Origin of the sequence: Ewingella sp. S1.OA.A_B6, assembly GCF_049889095.1 — a bacterium.
In the GTDB taxonomy this organism is placed as follows: Bacteria; Pseudomonadota; Gammaproteobacteria; order Enterobacterales; family Enterobacteriaceae; genus Ewingella.
Genome location: NZ_JBLJFK010000004.1, coordinates 246,473 through 266,145, shown reverse-complemented (window position 1 = coordinate 266,145; position 19,673 = coordinate 246,473). Strand labels below are relative to the sequence as shown.

Sequence of the window (19,673 nt, the reverse complement as noted above, 5' to 3'; positions counted from 1 at the left end):
CTGCCGAGAACGACATTACCGCCAGTGGGCAAATCTGCGGCCATGCTGATAACCGGCATGAAGGAAATAATGCATGAGATAAGGGCAATGGCAAACGGTGGCGGCTTGACCACCCCGTTGAAGGGGGGGGGAATGATCATCAACCTGAATCGCACCGACGTCACTGCGTTTGCCACGGCGAGTGGCCAGCTCACTGACGACCACAAAGGCATTACTGCTGTGGTTCCAGATCACGCTGAAGATGCAATTCATATGTACGCCTTTCTTAAGTGGGTAGAAACACATGTTGACTAAGTGGTATCAGCGGCAGGGTTTGCGCTATTGCTGGCGCACATTGGAACGACAGGCGGTGCTGCCGCCTACATTAGAGATATCGGCAGGGATGAGGAGAATCTTTATCAATAAAAACGTTTAACGACGTGGCAGAGATTATATTTGCGAGTTGCGTCAAAGAGAGAGAGAAATCAGGCGGCTAAAACCTCTTGCAAATTTACCCCAGTCGGGATTTATGGCGAAAATGTGATCACTATTTTGGTGGTAGTGACCGGCTTTGTTGAATAAATCGGATTTAGACAAATGATCTCCCAGTCATTCACTTTCTCATGCAATCCGCACACTTTCTGGCATGCCTGCGCGCTCAGCGGATCGCCATATTGGAGCCGTCAGTTGTCATTGCGCATCAGATGATGCTTTGTTTTTCCGCCGTAGGTTTCACATTCAATCACCAACTGAATTAATCTCACATCAGGCCGACTGGCCAAAATCAGTGACAACAAGACCGTTACAGTAATATCTGCACCCATCAAACAAGCCCAAAAATTACCTGTTGAACTGTATAAAACATTAACCCGAGACAGAGGGGGTGAAATGACCAATCACACCATTGTTCGGACAGTTTTTGGTATTGGGCAGACATGTAAATCTTCCTGACGTATACCTTTTAAATCATAGAAATAAGTATAGCGGCTCAGGAGGAGGCGTCTCTCATACAGCACTGAGTGACACAGATCGCAAAGTGGAATGTCATACGTTCACAATCACAAGGCCGGTGAGTAGACTGAGTCATCACTGGCTTAATGATTAAGGATGAAGGGATGTCTACACGCGAAAAGATGAATATAGGCGAGCTGTATGCGGACATGGGGGAAGGGCTGCCGGAGGAGCGCCGCGCCGGAAAAGAGCGGGTGTACGATTACAACCTGACGCCCCCCTCGGAAGAAGAGAAACGTCAACGGATGCTGAAAGAGATGATGGGCAGCATCGGTGAGAACGGCTGGATTGAACCACCGCTGCGCGTGGCTTACGGCACGCATACGCACATCGGCAAGAACTTCTACGCTAACTTCAATCTCACGCTGGTGGATGACGCCACGGTGACCATCGGCGATAACGTGATGATCGCGCCGAACGTTACCCTCGCCACCGCCGGGCACCCGATCGACCCGGAAATTCGCATCAGCGGGCAACAATTCTCCCTGCCGATCGTGATTGAAGATAACGTCTGGCTGGGCGCGGGCGTGATTGTGAATCCGGGCGTGACCATTGGCCGCAACAGCGTGATCGGCGCAGGTAGCGTGGTCACAAAATCCATTCCTGCGAATGTGGTCGCGGCGGGTGTCCCGTGCCGCGTCATGCGGGCGATCGGACCGGAGGATCGTGAGGCGTTTTTGATATAAGAACGTTAATCGAGTGACGAACTCACATATTCGGCTTTCCGCATAGCATTACACCGTTGCCGACGTGAGGCTTTGTTGAATAAATAAGATTTAGATAACAGATCCTCCTGTCAGTCATTTTCTCAGACAATCCGTACACTTTCTGGCATGCCTGCATGCCTGCATGCCTGCATGTGTCATTTTGTCCAATGCACGGATCATGGCCATAACCTCGTGGTTACCAGCGCTGATGTTTACGTTGCTGGTGTTCTCACTCTTTATACAGCCTCATGCCTATGGCGCTGAGATGCTGGGCAAGTATAAAAAGCTACTGTATGTCCTGCCGCTGGCACTGCTTTTTTATTAGTTGCCATAAACGAATTTCATCCGAGCTGTCATCCTGGTTTAGCTCGTTTGCTTACAGATACGGAAAACAAATCATGCAGACAGAACCCTAAAACTAATAGTCCGTGCAGTTTTGGAAAGGATGCTATTTCAGTTGGACGGAAAACCTATTCCTGACAACCGAGGCGATATAACTACCCGACTGATGGAACATGTACGTGATAACCCTGGCCAACAGTCATACGAAGATAATTATTTTAGTATTCGATATTTTCAAAAGGGGACAGGGCATTTGACGTTTAAGTGCCCTGGTTTGATAGATAAGATGAATGACATTATCGCGAAACACTACCCCGGAATGTTAGCGCAAAGCATCTAATCCCAGCATTTCTAAAATCTGTTTTTCTTCAGAGAAATCACGTAAAATCTCAAAATCAGAAATCCACTAATTTATTGATTTTATGTCAAAATAAATTGTGTATGCAAGGTGGTGGTGTCTTAATTTACTTATAATTCAGATGGTTGAAATTGATTGGCGAGCCCGGCCTTCACCATTAGTAACGTATGAAAAAAAAGACACCCGCTGAGGTGTCTTTTTTTGCCTGAAATTTGGGTTTTCTGCCATTACCTTACTGGAAGCCCTTTGCTCATCACACGACTTTATTTAATCTTCAAAAAACGCTTCTTAAGGAAACGATCTCATGGCACTAGAACCCGCAATCGCCGAACTTGTTAACGAGTTTATCGCCGCTGGTCGTCCTTCATCGCGGGATAATACCTATGAAGAGCGCCGTGCCGGATATGTTGCCAGCATCATTCTGGCGGGGGATGTTGAGCGGAGGGTGAACGTTGAGGATGTGGTTATCGAGGGTATTTCATTGCGTGTGGTATCGCCTTTGAATGCCAAAGGTAGATTGCCTGCAGTTATCTATTATCACGGTGGCTGCTTCGTCAGCGGTGGTTTTGCGACGCATGATAATCAGCTTCGACAGCTCGCCTTTTTGAGCGGCTGCCGGGTGATTGCGGTGCAATATCGTTTAGCGCCGGAACATACTTATCCGGCTGCTCATGACGACGCTGAACTTGCTGCAAAACTTATCTGGTCACATGCCGATGCGTTGGGTGTTGACCGTAGCGGTATAACATTAGCTGGCGACAGTGCGGGCGGACATCTTGCTCTGATAACGGCCCTGCGCTTACGCGATGAGAGACAATGGTTACCCTTGCACCTTGTTCTGATTTATCCGATGCTCGATGCTACCGCCTCATCCGACAGCCATAAATATAATGGTGCAGATTATGTGCTTACCAGCGATACGCTGCTCAGCGGTTTTGAAGCCTACTTTCCTGAAACTGAATTAAGGCACCCGGAAGCCAGCCCGCTATGGCGAGATGACTTCACAGGTTTGCCGCCGGTTCACATTATCACCGCCGAATACGATCCGTTGTGTGACGAGGGCGAAGTACTGTTTGCCCGCCTGACGGAGCAGGGCGTCAATTGCAGCGCTCAGCGTTATCTCGGTGTGATCCATGGTTTCTTCCAGCTTGGCGGCATCAGCCAGACAGCGCGTAATGCGATGCGCGATATCGCCGGGCGGGTTAGATGGTTGGATATGCCGTGATATTTTTCACTTTTTCGATGGCACTATTTCACTGGTTATCCATTAATTTAATTCGCTGATAAACAGAGCAAAACATGGTATTGGTCTTTTTGCTAATGGCATAACTTAAATGCGATACCGAAAGATCGATAATTTTAAAGCGATAGACACTGACGCTAAATCAATCCCTTATGTGCTACTATTGGTTAAATAATGCTCTAAACGTACAAAAATGCCCGTTTTCCAAACCGACCCCAAGAAAGAAGTCGCATTGCTAAGGGAGGTTTTGGCTGAGAAGGATAAACGTAACGAAGACCTGAAACATGCCCTGTTACTGATCGTAGTCCAAGCTTCCGACGAAACCGGAATTTATCGCGCAACCGGCAGCGAAAAAATCGTGGCAACTCTGGAAAAAATAGTAACTTCAGCCAGTAAACTTCCTCAAACCAAAATCGCCGCTTTAATAACGAACCGGCAACGTCAAACTGCCGGTTTTGGAGAGAGCAAACAACTCCTTTTGCGCGTTGCGGCGGGGTTTCGCGATGAGTGCCTAGGCGGCGGTGCGCCTAAAAGGCGTATTAGGGGTTTGAAACCCTAATACTTAACCTGTTTCAGCATGGGAGTAGATTTTAATTTTCAATTAAAACATTATATTTAACTTCGTTTTAAATTGGAAAATTATTTACATTTGAATAATTTAGTTACTGTGATAAATCTATAACTTCCACACTATTAATTAGTTGATTTTGTATAACTTGAGCCAAGCTATTAGCCGTGTGCATTGATAAGTGATTATCATCAAAAGATATAGGGTATCCTTTATAAATCATATTACACACCAATTCACTGCATAAATTTTTTTCATAATGAAAGACTTGAGCATTGGGTGCTAATTTTACCTTGTCGAATGATTTACTGTTATATTTAAATGTTTTATTAATTAATACTCTTGAGTTTGCTAATGTATTTGGAATGTCTACGCCCGGAGAGGGTATCTGATCCAAAACTAATACTCTTTTACCTGATTTTAACAGCAAGGAAATTGTTTTTTGGAAGTCGTTATAAAACTCATTGGACTTATTGTTTTTGTCATATAAGTTATAATTAGCAGCTAAGATGACTGTTTTTATATTTTTTTTGTTTAAAATAAAAGTAATTACATTTTTATTGTGTGTTAAACACTCAGGTCTATCATCCGGATTATACCCTATTGCTGGAGGACACGCTGAGTAAGTTACTGCGTATAGTCTTGAGTATTTAGATAAAGAATTTGATATTTCAGCCCCATGGCTATCACCCCAAACAATTGTATTTGTGGTTTTCATTTCGTCGCCAAGAATACAATAACTAGAAGGATCTGGAATCCCTTTATTAAAGTGGCATTTTACTCTTGTTGGGCTGTAATCATGCGCGGACTTTAAAACATCCAACTGCCCGTCACTTAGTCGTTTAGGCCATCCCTTTAACGTTAAAACTAAAATTGAAATAAAGAATATGACAAGGTAGGAATAAATCGCATATGTGAATATTTTTTTTCTGGTATATTTTGTTTTATTTCTGAACTTAGATTCAATAAACTTAGTTGAAAGCCATGCTAGCAGAAAGGATAGGGCTATTACTCCAAAATTCCCTAGATGTGTATTTATAATGTATTTATCTCGGGAAAATACTATCAGAGGCCAATGCCATAAGTAAAGTGAATAAGATATTGAACCTATTAATACTAATGGCTTCGATGATAACACATTACCAATTAATGTTTCTTCTGCACTTAAAATTAATAAAGTGGCACCTAGCACTGGGACTATAGCTATGTACCCAGGGAAAATATCACTTGAAGTGAAGCTTGTAATTGAATATGTAATTAATATTACACCAATTATTGATAGTGTTTCATTGAGTGGTTTACTCTTGGGTTTTACAAAAAAACCGGCAGCAATTAACGCTCCAAAAGACAACTCCCAATATCTCGTTGGGAGCATATAAAAAGCCCCAGAGATGTGACTACTTGTGAAGTACGCACTCAAAGCGAATGATATAATGGTTGTTATTAATAGGATGTGCTTGAGATGTTTTTTGAAGTATTTAAACGTAAGAATAATTAATACTGGAAATATGATATAGAACTGTTCTTCTATTCCTAATGACCACGTATGCAGCAATGGCCTTTGCTCAGAGTTATTCGAAAAATAATCTGATTTTAGCCAGCTAACAATATTTGAAGAAAACAAAAGAGTGCCAATTATTTCTTTAGGTAAAAAATAATAATTATCTGGCGTTAGAAAGAATGGTGACGCAACTAAAATAAAAACCATGACACATATTAATGTCGGAATTATTCGCCTTATTCTTCTTTCATAAAATTCGAGTAAGCTATACGTCCCATTATTCATTGAATTTAGAAGTATAGTTGTTATTAAATAGCCACTAATAACAAAGAAAACATCGACGCCAACATACCCACCCTTGAAAAACTCATAACCTACATGAAAAAAAACCACTGGGATTATGGCAACTGCCCTTAGCCCATCAATATCACTTCTATATTTAATCTCACTCATTTATAAACTCCATTTTTACTATATCGTCAGCTATCTGCAATGAAAAATTTGGTTCATATTATTTTCCATCTAACAAAAATAATGTTAATGTATTTTAAATATTAAGTAATCATGTGTGAAATTGTCTACATAATGTATGGAGTTTGCATTTAATTTTTTCAGATAGTTAAGTGTTTTTTGAGTTTATTAAAAAATGAAGTGGGCTTTGTTTTGAAGGCACTGTTGTAAACAGGCTCATAAAACCGAACTTTCTCTTTGCCACCTCCGTTAAGTGTCAATGAAATTGTCGCTCCGGGTTAATTTATGCTGCCTGCTTTTCCCGCTCCGGATTGAGCGTGACGCTATCCTGCCATTGCCAGTTTCGCGTCTGCCGTGACCAGCGTTTCGGGTTTGCTGTCCTCGCGGCTTCATAGACTTTCTCCCGGCGGGCCAATAACGCCTTGTCCTCGCCCGTATGTCGCTGCTGCGGCATCACAAACCTATCCCACTGTGCCGGTGCTCTTCGTTATACCAGCGGGTAAATTTATCCACCCAGACTCGAGCATCCTTCACGCTTTTAAAGCCGGAGGACGGCCATTGAGGCACATATTTCAGCGTCCGGAACAACGACTCCACATACGCATTATCATTACTCACACGCGGTCGGCTGTGCGACGGTGAGATGTTCAGTTCCGTCAGCTTCACCTGCAGCATCTGTGACTTCATCGACGCACCGTTATCCGCATGCAGCACCAGCGGCTGACGGTAACAGCGCTCACGCAGAACCGTGCGTTGCATCAGCGCTGCCGCCAGTTCCCCACTTTCGGTTTCATGCACTTCGACACCGGTAATTTTTCGGCTGAACACATCTTCCACGGGGTACAGATAATACCAGCGGGCGCGCACCACCGAAGGTAACCAGGTGATGTCCCAGGTCCACACCTGACAGGGTCCGCAGGCGGTGAACGTGGTCGGCGGTTTTACCCGATTTGGCTTAACTTGCCGGCCACGGTGATGAACCTCCCTGTGGCGATGCAGCACACGGTAAAAGGTCGATTCACTCGCGAGGTAAATTCCGTTGTCCGCCAGTCGTGATATATTCCGGCTGGTGACAGAGGGCTCGTATCTGCTGCTTTTCTTCAACACTCAGGCGATTTGCGGGGGCCGGGCGAACCACATCCGCTCTGCGGTCTTCCGGGGATTTTTGCCACCGTTTCCCCGTAATAGTCGCTGAGCTTTTTTCGTGGGTAAGATCAAAGAACGCTTGTTTTCACTGGATTATTTGCGCGGGATAGAGCCCCTTTTTACGGTAGTATTCAGAGATTTCCGTTTCACTTAACGTGGCCGTTTCCACGATAACGGCCAGCCGCGCTTCGGCGGGCCATGGTTGACTGTTTTTGTCTGCACCTGGCACCGGTTTCCCCCCTGTTGTAGCCTGGTTGCGCCAACTATAAAGAGTCGCTTCCGATATGCCATCCCTCTGCGCCACGGCCGCGACGGTCATGTTGTAAGGAGGCAGCCATTTCGCTAATACGCTGGCTTTACGTTCTGAGGAAATACGTTTCATTTGTCACTCCATCGCCCTCTGGATCTATTTTCAGAAAGGGGTGACAACTATACTGACACTGAGGGATGGCTGGATATGCCATGATATTGTTCACTTTTTCGATGGCACTATTTCACTGGTTATCCAGCAATTAGCTGATAAACAGAGTAAACCATGGTATTGGTCTTTTTGCTGCTGCCCGTCTCATCCATACATTTTTAGTCGTGCCAGTTCCTTAGCTGATGCTAAATCTGCTTGCACCATCTCGATCACCAGATCCTGTAATGATGTTTCTGGTACCCAGCCCAATTTACTTCGCGCCTTGGTTGGGTTCGCCGGCACTTTGCATTTTTCCGCAGGACGGATATAGCGAGGATCAACAGCAACCACCACATCCCCCACTTTTAGCGCTGCCGCAATCGGACTGATAATTGCGGCAATCACACCTTTTTCATCCATACCCTTACCGACAAAACGGAGCTTTATACCTAACTCCAGTGCAGCAAACGTCACAAACTGGCGCACCGTATACTGTACGCCAGTGGCAATGACGTAATCCTCAGGTTCATGCTGCTGCAACATGGACCACTGCATTTTGACGTAATCCCGGGCATGCCCCCAATCTCGCAGTGCGTTAAGATTTCCTAAATGAAGGCATCGTTCTAATCCCTGAGTAATATTCGCGAGGCCAATAGAAATTTTACGGGTCACGAAATGTTCGCTGCGGCGCGGTGATTCATGATTGAAAAGTATACCGTTGCAGGCATACATCCCAAAAGTTTCACGGTAATTAACCACCGTCCAAAAATCGGAAACCAGCGCGACTGTTTCTGATTGACAGGGGGTAGATGTCACCATTTCATTGATGGTCAAACCGTTAACCACACCGCACAGTTCTGAAGGTGAAGCATGGTAGTAACGGGTTTTATGTTCTAACCCCTGAGAGCGTAGGGCTTCAAGTATTCTCAGGGCGCTGATGCCGTTCGCCGCCAAAGAATCGTGCGGGCGTATACACTCAGCATTGGGATGATTAAATCCGCCCAGATTATAAATTTCGTCTGGACGAAGGGTGGCTAATAAATCATTAAGACAGGAAGCATCAGATAAATTTTCATCGTGAATATGCAAATTGGGGGATTTTACACAGAATTTATCATTGACGAATTCCGAGTACTCACGCGCTACTAAAGGAGTATGTCGATTAATACCATGGACTGTATAGCCTTTTTTTAATAAAAGCTCAGCCAAATAAGAACCATCTTGTCCGGCTATACTGGTAATAAGTGCAACTTTAGACATGTATGACCCTTGGTTACAATTAAAAAACGTATCGCAACAGATGCACGATTAGAATTGTAAGGTTATTCGGAATAACTAGGTACAACCCAGATGTAAGATGTGAAATAGAACAATGTAATAAAGCGTTGTCGAATAATTTAATACGTTATTTTTTTGCGATCGATAAAATCATTCCATTTATCTTTGATATACTCATCCAACTCACTATGAAAACGTTCAGCAGAAAATCTCAATGCATTTTCGCGGCAATCTTTCGGAAGAATAGACTCTTTGATTATCTCGAATTTCTGGACAACCGCCAGCAGTGATGCAACCGTCTGTTCTAAAAAAAATAGTCCCGTGCAATGAGATTCTCCGTAGGGTCTTATCGTTTCAAGAACGCCACCTTTACCAAAAGCGATAACCGGTGTACCGCAGGCCTGTGCTTCTACCGGGGTAATGCCAAAATCCTCTTCAGCCGCAAAGACAAAGGCCTTTGCACGACGCATGTGATCCTGCATCACAGCATCAGACTGATACCCAAGAATTTTAATATTACTTCCTGCTTTGGCCTTAATTTTTGCCATTTCAGAACCATCACCGATCACAACCAGTTTCTTATCCGGCATTTGGCTGAAGGCTTCAACAATCAAATCGATACGTTTGTAAGGCACCATGCGGGAAGCGGTGAAATAAAAATCTTCTTTGTCTTCCTGCAAGGTAAAACGTTCGACATCGACGGGAGGATAAATAACATCAGCGTCTCGTCCATAAACTTTCTTTATTCTGCGGGCAATAAACTGTGAGTTAGCGATGAAGTGATCGACTCCGTTAGCGGTCCGGTAATCCCAAATTCTGATTTTGTGCAAAAACCATCGTGCCAGCTTACCTTTCAAACCCTTGTTTAAACCTGATTCACGGAGATACTGATGTTGAAAATCCCATGCGTAACGAATCGGAGAATGAACATAGCTGATATGGAGCTGATCCGGACCGGTCAACACACCTTTGGCCACGGCATGACTGCTGGAAAGTATTATGTCATGCTTCGTGACATCGAGTTGTTCAATAGCCAATGGCATTAACGGCAGATATTTTTGGTATTTGGTTTTTGCAAAGGGCAAACGCTGAATAAAAGAGGTCGTGGCGTTTTTTCCATGAAATGACTTTCTGGACTCATCTGACAAAAAATCCACTACGGAATAAATTTCAGAATCAGGGTATATTGTTATAAATTCTGCGATTACTTTCTCAGCACCTGCAAATGTCACCAACCAGTCAGCGACAATCCCAACACTCACACCATGTGACATAATGAAAACCTCATGATTTTTATTAATCTTTGCACAGAATTGACAGGATTTTTTTTGTTTGATCTTGCATTAATGCTACGTCAGCCCGAGACTCAACATTCAGACGTACAACAGGTTCAGTATTTGAACTGCGCAGATTGAAACGCCACTCCTTGAACTCAAGACTAATACCATCGGTATAATCAACTTGCAGCGCATCACTTTCATATACCGATAATACCCGACCGATCGCTTCTTTAGGTTGAAGAATAATACTATTAATTTCTCCGGAAGCTGGATAAGCCGTGATTCGGTCATTAATCATACTTCTCAATGACTGACCTTTAACAAGCAGCAGTTCAGCAACCAGCAGCCACGGGATCATGCCGCTGTCACAATAATAAAAGTCACGAAAATAGTGATGGGCACTCATTTCACCACCGTACACAGCATTTTCCAGACGCATACGCTCTTTAATAAAGGCATGTCCTGTTTTAGACATGACGGGTACTCCGCCAGCCTGAGTCACAATATCGATAGTATTCCAGCTTAAGCGAGGGTCATGGATAATTCTTGACCCGGGATTTTTTTCAAGAAAGGCATCTGCAAGCAACCCGACAATATAATAGCCTTCAATAAAATCGCCTGTATTATCGAAAAGAAAACACCTGTCGAAATCACCATCGAAAGCAATACCCATGTCGGCCTTGTGTTCGATAACTGCATCCGTAGTATCCTGTCGGCATTCAGGTAATAAAGGGTTAGGGATACCATTAGGGAAAGTACCATCAGGCTGATGGTGAATTTTAATAAACTCTACAGGCAGGCCTGCCTGTATGAAACGTTGTTCAATAGCATCAATGACATGTCCCGCAGCACCATTACCAGAGTTAAATACTAACTTAAGGGGACGGGAAAAGTGATCAAAGTTGATGTAACTGAGTAGTTTATCAATATAAGCATCCAGAACTGATGCCTTCTCATAAGTCCCACGTTTTGCTTCATCAATGGTTGCAAAATTGTTCGCTTCAGCAAGACGCTGAATGTCCCGAAGACCTGTGTCGCCGCTGATAGGTTTAGAATCTTCGCGAACCAATTTCATGCCGTTGTAATTCATTGGATTATGGCTGGCGGTGACTTCAATCCCTCCATCAAGACAGAGGTAGGAAGTCGCAAAATAAATCTCCTCTGTCCCGGTGACACCAATATCTACAACGTCCGTACCAGAGTCTTGTAAACCCTTTGCCAATGCAAGTTTCAATGCTTCACTGGTTAAACGGACATCACCGCCTAATACCATTTTCGTTGGTTTTAAATACTCGCCGTAAGCACGACCAATTCTATAAGCAATGTCTTCATTTAATTCCGTACCTAGCTCGCCTCTAATATCATAGGCTTTAAAACAGGTTAATTTATCTGACATATATCCTCCCCCGAGTTAACAACGGCCATAATGATCTTTAATATGATTGATGCTGTCTTTTCGCCAGTGAGTACAGGCTTTAATCGCCAGTGCTCGCAGTGGAATACGCACCGTACTTTCCAAGTAATACTATGAGCCGAGAAGAATAAAAATCGGCTGCTGTCGCTATCACGGATAGCATGTAAACCTTGTCATTTTAGATAAAGCTATTCTTCCTCGACGGGATAAATTTTCTGTTAATAACAGACTGCAATTTTCTTTCTATAAAGTAATAACTTAAAATTCCAATAACAACTGAGATGAAAATTGTCGCAACACCGGCAATGAATAAAATTGGTAGAGAGAAATTAAATGTTTTACATACAACACCATATCCCATGACAACAAAACCATGGCTTAGGTACAATGAATATGAAGCATCACCTAATACACTCAATACTTTATAGTTTGAACCTTTAGCGAAAAATAATAAAAATAGACCAACTGATAATAACCCCATGGCTATTTTCTTATATTCTTGCGCAACGCCACTGAACACAAGGAGATAAAAGCAAATAATACAAACAATGACAGATAAATAGATAGTGAGATTTTTAGAATAAAATTCTAGTATTCCACTTTGCCATTTATATATGGCCATTCCCAACACAAAAAAGTAAAAAATCTTAGAGGACATGAAAAAATCCAACGCAGGAAGCGTTGTGGCTGAACTCTTTCCAAGATAAATAACAAAGCTAAATATCAAAGCTAAGATGAATATAGATTGGTTTTTTTTTACGTTCATGAAAATTAGCGCTGTAAATAATAAGTAGTAGAACACCTCATATATTAACGTCCATCCTTGGCCAAGAACAGGATTGATTTTATTTGGAGTGCTATCAGAATATGGAAAAAGAAAGTATGATGCAATTATTTTATTTAAAGAGTAATCATGTTGTTTCAGCGCTAATCCAGAAAGCCAAACAATGATTAGCAATGTTAGCCATATCCAATATGCAGGGTAGATTCTCAATGCTCTTTTCTTTAAAAAAATCCAAGACGATTCTTTATTCCAGCTTTTATTGAAAGTGGTAAATGACATAATATAGCCACTAACAATAAAGAAAATATAAACACCCACCGTTCCTATTCCCTGGATATTGCTAAGTACGTCACCCGTTAACCCCGGGATATGGTGATATAGATTAAACTGTGTGATGGTGTGGTCGAAGATCACGAACAGTGCAGCCGTCGCTCTTAACGCTTGAATGCTATAATTTTTACTGGTGCTATCCCGACTATTTTTCATTTTAACCTCGATATAACAACTGTACACGAGAATATAAGGAAGGAAATATCTCGATTATTTTTTTAAAAATAAAGAATAGCCATGAATTGTATAAGTGATATATATATTGGAAGTATGACAATATGCTGGTGTTCATTGGTGTATAAGAACCATTTTTAGTCATTAAATAATGAAAGGTAAAGGATTAATCGGCAGGGGGATACAGGTCAATAAAATGTTATAAAACGCGACCAACACCAGTCGGATTCACTAATCAAACCATTATCATACTGACATTAATATTATTCGGAAAAAGTGATGTTATTTATACACTAATAGAACGTGTTAATTGAATTTAGTCATATATAGGCATTCATCATCAATGCCCATAGTGATCTTTAAACCTAACTATGTCATCTTCACCCAAATAAGAACCAGAGCCTATTTCAAGTAATTCCAAGGATATTTTTCCTGGATTTTCAAGCATATGAACAGCACCGATAGGTATAAATGTTGATTGGTTTTCAGTTAGAAGGAAAGTCTTATTTTCCAATGTCACCTCAGCGGTCCCTGATAGTACAACCCAATGCTCAGCTCTGTGAAAATGTTTTTGTAATGAAAATTTTCCACCAGGTTTTACTGTAACACGGTTCACATGATAGCGAGGAGTTTCTACAACTTTATCGTGATGACCCCAAGGACGATACGACTCGCGATGCAACTTATATTCACGCCGTTCATTGCTCTTAAGATATTCTACAATTTTTTTAACATCTTGAACTTGTGACTTATCTATTACCAGAACAGCATCTTTAGTGTTAACTACAACTAAATTATCAACACCAATTACAGCGACTAATTTTTCGTCGGTATTAATGTAGCAATTACTCGTATTATGAGTAAAAACATCACCAGTGATGCAATTACTTTTTGTATCTTTTGCGTTAACTTCCCATAAAGCTGACCATGAGCCAACATCATTCCATCCGGCATCTAGAGGAATTACAACACTTTGAGTGGTTTTTTCCATGACAGCATAATCAATAGACTCATCAGGACAAGCGAGGAAAGCCTCTTTATCAACGCGTATAAAGTCTTGGCAAGCGTCTTTTTCAATATTAGAGAAAGCATTCTGACAGGCATCGAGTATATCAGGGCGATATTTCGCTAATTCATCTAAGTATGTTTTGGCTCTAAAGATAAACATACCGCTATTCCAATAATACTCACCGCTTGAGATATAATTGTCAGCTGTTTCAAAATCCGGCTTCTCAACAAATCGGTGAACATCAAATGCCATTTTATCTTCACCCAGTGGCTCTCCACGCTGAATATAGCCATAACCGGTTTCTGGTCCGGTAGCAACAATGCCAAAAGTGACGAGTTTTCCTTGGTCGGCATAAGGGATGGCATTCGTGATTGCCTGATGAAATGCATTTTTATCTGCGATAACATGATCTGCTGCCAGTACAAGTAACAGTGGATTCTCACCATGAGTTGTTGCGCTAAGTGCTGCTAAAGCAATCGCTGGTGCAGTATTTCTTCCAACCGGTTCTAGAATAATATTGCCTGCAGCTAAATCTAGCTGACGCAATTGCTCTGCGGCTAAAAAACGATGTTGTTCATTACAAATGAGAATAGGTGGAACGATCTTTAGCCCATCAAGACGAGAGATCGTTTCCTGGAGCATAGATTTATCACCATTCAGGCGTAAATATTGCTTTGGGTAGAGTTCTCTCGACATTGGCCATAACCGACTACCGGTTCCGCCGGCCATCACTACAGGAATAATCATAAGTTCACTCAATGTATATACGTATTAATAATAAAATTCTACACATAAGATAATTATCTAATTAAAGTGTAAAATCTTGGCATTTTTTGATCAGATCGTTAGCAAACGGGACATGCAAATCTTTATTTTTAAGAACTGTTCTAATGTTAATTTTTTCGCCAGAAAATGAGAAGTTACACTTTGAGTTACCTGAACCATCAACATCGATACGATTGAAAAAATCGAATAAGCCATCGAAACGGCAGTTGTCGACTTTGGTTTTAAAGCCACCATTGACAAAAATAACGGGAGTCCCCATAGCTAAGCAGGGTAATGCAGTGTGAATTCTTGATGTAACCACAAATCGTGCGGACGATAATCGTTTTAAATATGTATCAGCCATTTCAAATCCAATATCTGCATTAATATACGGAACCATTTGGTCGATATATACAGCTCTATTCAAGACATCTTCATCAAAATATTTTTGCAAAACCTCACGTTTAATCGACAACTCTTTAATTCTACCATTAAGAATCCGTTTCCCTAATCGCAGTGGTTGTTTGAGAAGCTGCTTCATAGATAAAGAATCATGCATAATATCAGCAAAAATAACCTCGTCGCTGATATTTTTTCTTTTATAAGTGTGTCCAAGAGTGAGTGTCATGCATCCTGAGTAATAAGCATCAACACCTTTTGCACGAAGTAAATCTCTTGTGTGATTATCCCTACATCCAATAGGCTGATGCTTTTTAAAATGCTCGATAACTTCAGGTCTGAAAATGCGATCTATGATTGAAGAATTCAAATGAACAGATACATATAGTGGGTCAATTTTATTAGAGGGTGGAAAATTTTCTGGGTTTGCCATGTACCATGCATTCATAATCATCTTAATACTTTCATCATTATATAAATGCATACCTTCGCGAGTTACATGATGATTTACTTCTGGAAGGAATTGCTTGGCTGCAGTACTTTGAACATAATCTCCCAGATTTAAAAGGTTTTGTTCTTTAAATTTCCCACCTTCATATACAATAACACCATATTTGTTCATTTTTCACCTTAATAATTTAACTAAAGAGTTTTTTATATAAAAACTTGGTTTTCTGTTTGCAAAATGTCTTTTCATCATTAGAAATCACAATCATGTAGAAAAGAGAAATAATAGTAAAACTTGATATCAATAATAATACAAACAGTCCCAAAAAACTTTCAGGTAAAAACATGTTTGCGTAGTAAATTGAAACAAATGACAGTAATGAAACAAAAATTAATCGTGAAAGTATGTTAAAAACATATTCTTTCACGTTAAAGCTAATTAAGTATCCTAACATATTTAATCGATATGCTAATAAAAACACAGTACTACTAACCCGGGCCATCACCACGACATACAATGGACAATGGCTATAGACAAGTAAAAATGCGAGAGCTAAGTTGAGGAGTATGATTACACTGATTGTGATTTGATAACGTTTTAACTTACCCACAGCATATATAGCAGTAACAAATGGTCCGGAGATACAATCGATTAGAACATACAGGGTAACCACACGCACGAGTGATACTAAATATTCAGGTACAGTACCAAGCCAAACAGAGAGAACAAACTGTGTGTCAGCAAACAGAGGAACAACCGCTAACAAAACTAAAGCAAATGATAGCTTGCTTGACTGACCAATTAATTTTTTTAGATACTCTAAATCTCCCGCGGCATATGATTTAATGATTTGTGGGTTAAATGCGGTTTGAAAGTTCCCTGTAACTCGGTTAATTGCGGCTAAAACCTGGTCTGATAAACCGAGAGAAGCATTAGCAATGACACCAAAGAAGATATTTACTAATATTGCGATCCCTTGAGATAAAGCGACAACGCTCATGGAACCCATTAATGTCCAACTTGAAAAAGAAAACATTTCCCTTAAAATTCCCTTTTCTATTTTTAGATTTAATTTGCAAATATTAAATTTTTTAACACAGAATATAAAATAGCAAATAAAAATAAATAAATAGCCACATAAAACCAGAACACCGTAAGCTTTTAATTTGTCACTGAAGTCGAAGTAGGTTAATAGAAAAACAATAAACCAGCGTTGAAAAGCGTCCAGAATACCAATTTTTGCATAAACCTCCATACGCTCACAGGCTATTATTGAAGCAATATAGGGGGTTTGTACGATCTGTACCATCAATGCCAAAAGTGAAAATTGGAAAACCCAACTTACATCCTGGATTCTATCTGGCGGTATACTTAAATGAGTATTCACAAACCAAAGGCCAATTGTCTCACCAGCCAAAAATATAAATAGTGCAATGCCGACATGAACGAGGATGCTGGTATTAAATGCTTTGTTGGTCCAGGAAATATCATTCTTACCCAGACCCATGGAAAGAAAGCGTTGGGTTGCGAGTGTGGTGACATTCTGAATAAATCCGAAAAGAACGATCACGCCAGCGATAATACTATAAACACCGAGATCTTCAACACCTAAGGCATGAAGTAGAATTCGTGATGTATATAAAGAAACGACCATTATCATGATCATTCTTGAGTAAAGCATTAATGTATTTTTTGCTATTCTCTTATTGTTAGCGTTAGACAATTTCACTTACCTTTATATCTTGCGATAATGTAGTTAATAGGTCAATTATTTAATCAGCTCTAACATTTTTCGTGTTCTTTCGTGATAGGTAAATTGCTTCGCCAGTTCCAATCTCTTCTCTAGTGGAATGCTGTGGCCTAATAAAATGTTATCGACATCAGCGATAAAATCATCGTTAGTTAGGCTTATGCTCACGTACTCCTTAAAGTCTTGTATCGCTTTCAGATTGACAGAGACTACGTTTTTTCCAGCGGCAAGATATTCAAAAAACTTCATAGGGAACATACTGTCCGTATAAGAGTTAATCATATTAGGCAGCAAAGCCACATCGAAATACTTCAAATACACAGGTAACTCATTATAACTTTTAGGTCCAATAAGATGTATGTTTTTATGATTTTTCAATAAAGATATATCAGTCTCTGGATCTCCCTCACCGACTAATCCGATAAGCACAATTTGATAATCTGGTCTACTGGTGGCAATATAACTCAGAAGCTTGAAATTAACCTTATAACTACTTATTGCACCAATGAACCCCAAAATAGGCCCTTGGATATCTTTAATATCTGTTGGCCGAGGGAAATCCTCAGTTAAACTTCGATTAAAATGATTAAAATCTGCAACATTTGAATGATAGTATGTGTTCGAATTTATTTTTTTACGACTTTCATATAAATTGGGCGAAGTAACGAAAACAATATCTGCGTCTTTAATTAATTCACTTTCTGCTTCCTCTAAGATAGTAACCGGCATTCCTGGTTGTGCTTTTATTTCATCGACGCAGTGATAAATTAGAGTGTTATAGTCGCTGACATCGACTAAGCGTTTCGTTAAAGGATTATATGTCCACATCACTTTATCTTTAAATTTAAGATAACGAGTCCAGAAGTTAATCATGCCTTTTAAATATAATTTATTAAAGATTCTAATTATCTTATATTTGTTCCACGGAAGTGTAACAGGAGACCATACCCAAAGATTATCTCTTTTCTTCTTTGGGGCGGCAAATAGTTTAGATACTCGTTTGAAAACGCGTGACATGTCTTTTTTATTAAAGGACGGCGCTCTTAAACCAAGTGAGTCAATATAAAAAACCTTATAACCAAGACGGGATAATTCTACAGCCACATGTTGCTTATTAGTCCAAAACGGATTATCCCAATCAGCTGTAGAGAGTAATACAATGTCTTTATTTTTCATTATAGAATCCTATTCATTAAATTTCTTTAAACAACTCTCAAGATAATTCATTCAGTACTTTGCAAAAATCAGTTGTAAATATGTCCTCATTCCGGGAAAGAAGACGTTCAAGATTTTCATTGTATATAGATTTGGTGGCGTCTTTTCGCAGTTTTAATATTATTTTATTAGCCAGTGAATCAGGATTATTTGGTAAAAAAACATCATTCGTTGAGATGTAGTTCTTAAAACCAATAATGTCGGAAGCAATAATATCTTTATCTAATATAGCTGCTTCTAACAATACTAAAGGAACACCTTCAAATAGAGAGGGGAGAACGACTAAGTCACATTCATACATAATGCTTAATAAATCACTTCTATTACCCAGCATGAAAATGTTATGGCTAAGGTCGAGATTTTTAATTTTATTATTGATTAGGCTATCATCTGGTCCATCACCGACTATATAGCATAATATATTTTGAGGTGTTTTTTTACTAACAATTTTCAACGCTCTTACTAAGTCTAATTGTCCTTTCTGCTTGTTAAGCAAGCGTCCAGGGAGTATTAATTTGTAATAGCTTTTGTCATAAAATAATGGTGGAACATCTTCGACTTTAACTAATGGCTTTCGTTGGGCAAAATTTTCTACAACCTTGATTGTCGCGCTGCAATTTTCTCTTAACTCAATCGCCACTTCATTACTTATTGTTATAAATGAGTCTGGTAACCGATATAATGGAGAGCATAATAGATCCTTTATTGTACCACTCAACTTACCTGATCCCATTTCAATATGACTATGTACCATGGGGATGTAAGAAATAATACTCATTCTTGCAACTTTTCCAGCAAGGACGCCTATATTACCAGACTCTATTCGCCCCTGAGATACACATATTATTGGATATTTACCTCTCTTTTCTTTCAAATATTGAGCTAAAGAGTATATCCTGCTCCAGCGAAACCATATAAACAGTGATGAAAACTTTTGATCAAAGTTATCTATTAACTTAATTTCACTAAAATGACCGTTGCTTTTGGAGAATTTTATCGCAGCGTCATTAGTGCTGTTAACAATGAGAATGCATTCTTTTTGATGTGACCATGCACAAGCTGCTGTTAAAAACATTCTTTCCTGGCCACTGAATATTCTAG

15 protein-coding genes and 4 pseudogenes are annotated in these 19,673 nt (G+C 40.3%); 7 read left to right on the top strand and 12 right to left on the bottom strand.

Annotated elements, in window-relative coordinates; genetic code table 11:
* Positions 1-15: 15 nt before the first annotated feature.
* Positions 16-204, bottom strand: a complete 189-nt coding sequence (locus ACMV8I_RS12330) for a hypothetical protein (protein WP_498865519.1) — start codon at positions 202-204, stop codon at positions 16-18.
* Between ACMV8I_RS12330 and ACMV8I_RS12325 the strand changes: the two genes are divergently transcribed.
* The 7 genes and pseudogenes from ACMV8I_RS12325 (at position 133) to ACMV8I_RS12295 (ending at position 4,199) form a co-directional block, all read left to right on the top strand.
* Complete coding sequence (locus tag ACMV8I_RS12325) at positions 133-294, top strand: hypothetical protein (protein WP_498865524.1); 162 nt, start codon at positions 133-135, stop codon at positions 292-294. The two genes, ACMV8I_RS12330 and ACMV8I_RS12325, sit on opposite strands and share 72 nt — an antisense overlap.
* A 459-nt stretch (positions 295-753) precedes the next feature.
* Positions 754-882, top strand: a pseudogene (locus tag ACMV8I_RS12320) (IS30 family transposase); the annotation flags it as partial.
* A gap of 212 nt (positions 883-1,094) precedes the next feature.
* Positions 1,095-1,676: a maltose acetyltransferase domain-containing protein gene (locus tag ACMV8I_RS12315; RefSeq protein WP_498865501.1), complete on the top strand. Its 582-nt coding sequence runs from the start codon at positions 1,095-1,097 to the stop codon at positions 1,674-1,676.
* 214 nt (positions 1,677-1,890) lie between these two features.
* A pseudogene (locus ACMV8I_RS12310) lies at positions 1,891-2,016 on the top strand (O-antigen ligase family protein); the annotation flags it as partial.
* A gap of 111 nt (positions 2,017-2,127) precedes the next feature.
* Positions 2,128-2,379: pseudogene (locus ACMV8I_RS12305) on the top strand (DUF4942 domain-containing protein); the annotation flags it as partial.
* Between the two features lie 322 nt (positions 2,380-2,701).
* Entirely contained in the window at positions 2,702-3,622 is a 921-nt protein-coding gene (locus tag ACMV8I_RS12300; RefSeq protein WP_498865500.1) for an alpha/beta hydrolase, read from the top strand.
* A gap of 265 nt (positions 3,623-3,887) precedes the next feature.
* Complete coding sequence (locus ACMV8I_RS12295; protein ID WP_498865499.1) at positions 3,888-4,199, top strand: hypothetical protein; 312 nt, start codon at positions 3,888-3,890, stop codon at positions 4,197-4,199.
* 103 nt (positions 4,200-4,302) lie between these two features.
* Here the strand turns inward: ACMV8I_RS12295 and ACMV8I_RS12290 are convergent, their stop codons facing one another.
* The 11 genes and pseudogenes from ACMV8I_RS12290 to ACMV8I_RS12240 all read right to left on the bottom strand — a co-directional run bounded on the left by ACMV8I_RS12290 (position 4,303) and on the right by ACMV8I_RS12240 (position 19,647).
* Positions 4,303-6,162, bottom strand: coding sequence for an acyltransferase family protein (locus ACMV8I_RS12290; RefSeq protein WP_498865498.1), 1,860 nt, complete (start codon positions 6,160-6,162; stop codon positions 4,303-4,305).
* A gap of 301 nt (positions 6,163-6,463) precedes the next feature.
* A pseudogene (locus tag ACMV8I_RS12285) lies at positions 6,464-7,708 on the bottom strand (IS3 family transposase).
* Positions 7,709-7,891: 183 nt separating this feature from the next.
* Positions 7,892-8,986 carry a GDP-mannose 4,6-dehydratase gene (locus tag ACMV8I_RS12280; protein WP_498865497.1) on the bottom strand — a complete coding sequence of 365 codons (1,095 nt, stop codon included), beginning with the start codon at positions 8,984-8,986 and terminating at the stop codon, positions 7,892-7,894.
* A gap of 137 nt (positions 8,987-9,123) precedes the next feature.
* Complete coding sequence (locus ACMV8I_RS12275; protein ID WP_498865496.1) at positions 9,124-10,278, bottom strand: glycosyltransferase family 4 protein; 1,155 nt, start codon at positions 10,276-10,278, stop codon at positions 9,124-9,126.
* 22 nt (positions 10,279-10,300) lie between these two features.
* Positions 10,301-11,680, bottom strand: coding sequence for a phosphomannomutase CpsG (gene cpsG / locus ACMV8I_RS12270; RefSeq protein WP_498865495.1), 1,380 nt, complete (start codon positions 11,678-11,680; stop codon positions 10,301-10,303).
* A 196-nt stretch (positions 11,681-11,876) separates the two neighbouring features.
* Positions 11,877-12,968 carry an acyltransferase family protein gene (locus tag ACMV8I_RS12265; protein ID WP_498865494.1) on the bottom strand — a complete coding sequence of 364 codons (1,092 nt, stop codon included), beginning with the start codon at positions 12,966-12,968 and terminating at the stop codon, positions 11,877-11,879.
* Positions 12,969-13,326: 358 nt separating this feature from the next.
* Entirely contained in the window at positions 13,327-14,742 is a 1,416-nt protein-coding gene (locus ACMV8I_RS12260; RefSeq protein WP_498865493.1) for a mannose-1-phosphate guanylyltransferase/mannose-6-phosphate isomerase, read from the bottom strand.
* A 61-nt stretch (positions 14,743-14,803) separates the two neighbouring features.
* Positions 14,804-15,781, bottom strand: coding sequence for a polysaccharide pyruvyl transferase family protein (locus ACMV8I_RS12255; protein WP_498865492.1), 978 nt, complete (start codon positions 15,779-15,781; stop codon positions 14,804-14,806).
* Positions 15,782-15,797: 16 nt separating this feature from the next.
* Positions 15,798-17,267, bottom strand: a complete 1,470-nt coding sequence (locus ACMV8I_RS12250) for an MATE family efflux transporter (protein WP_498865491.1) — start codon at positions 17,265-17,267, stop codon at positions 15,798-15,800.
* A gap of 108 nt (positions 17,268-17,375) precedes the next feature.
* Positions 17,376-18,533 carry a glycosyltransferase gene (locus ACMV8I_RS12245; RefSeq protein ID WP_498865490.1) on the bottom strand — a complete coding sequence of 386 codons (1,158 nt, stop codon included), beginning with the start codon at positions 18,531-18,533 and terminating at the stop codon, positions 17,376-17,378.
* A 37-nt stretch (positions 18,534-18,570) separates the two neighbouring features.
* A complete protein-coding gene (locus ACMV8I_RS12240; protein ID WP_498865489.1) occupies positions 18,571-19,647 on the bottom strand; it encodes a glycosyltransferase in 1,077 nt (358 codons plus the stop codon).
* Positions 19,648-19,673 lie beyond the last annotated feature (26 nt).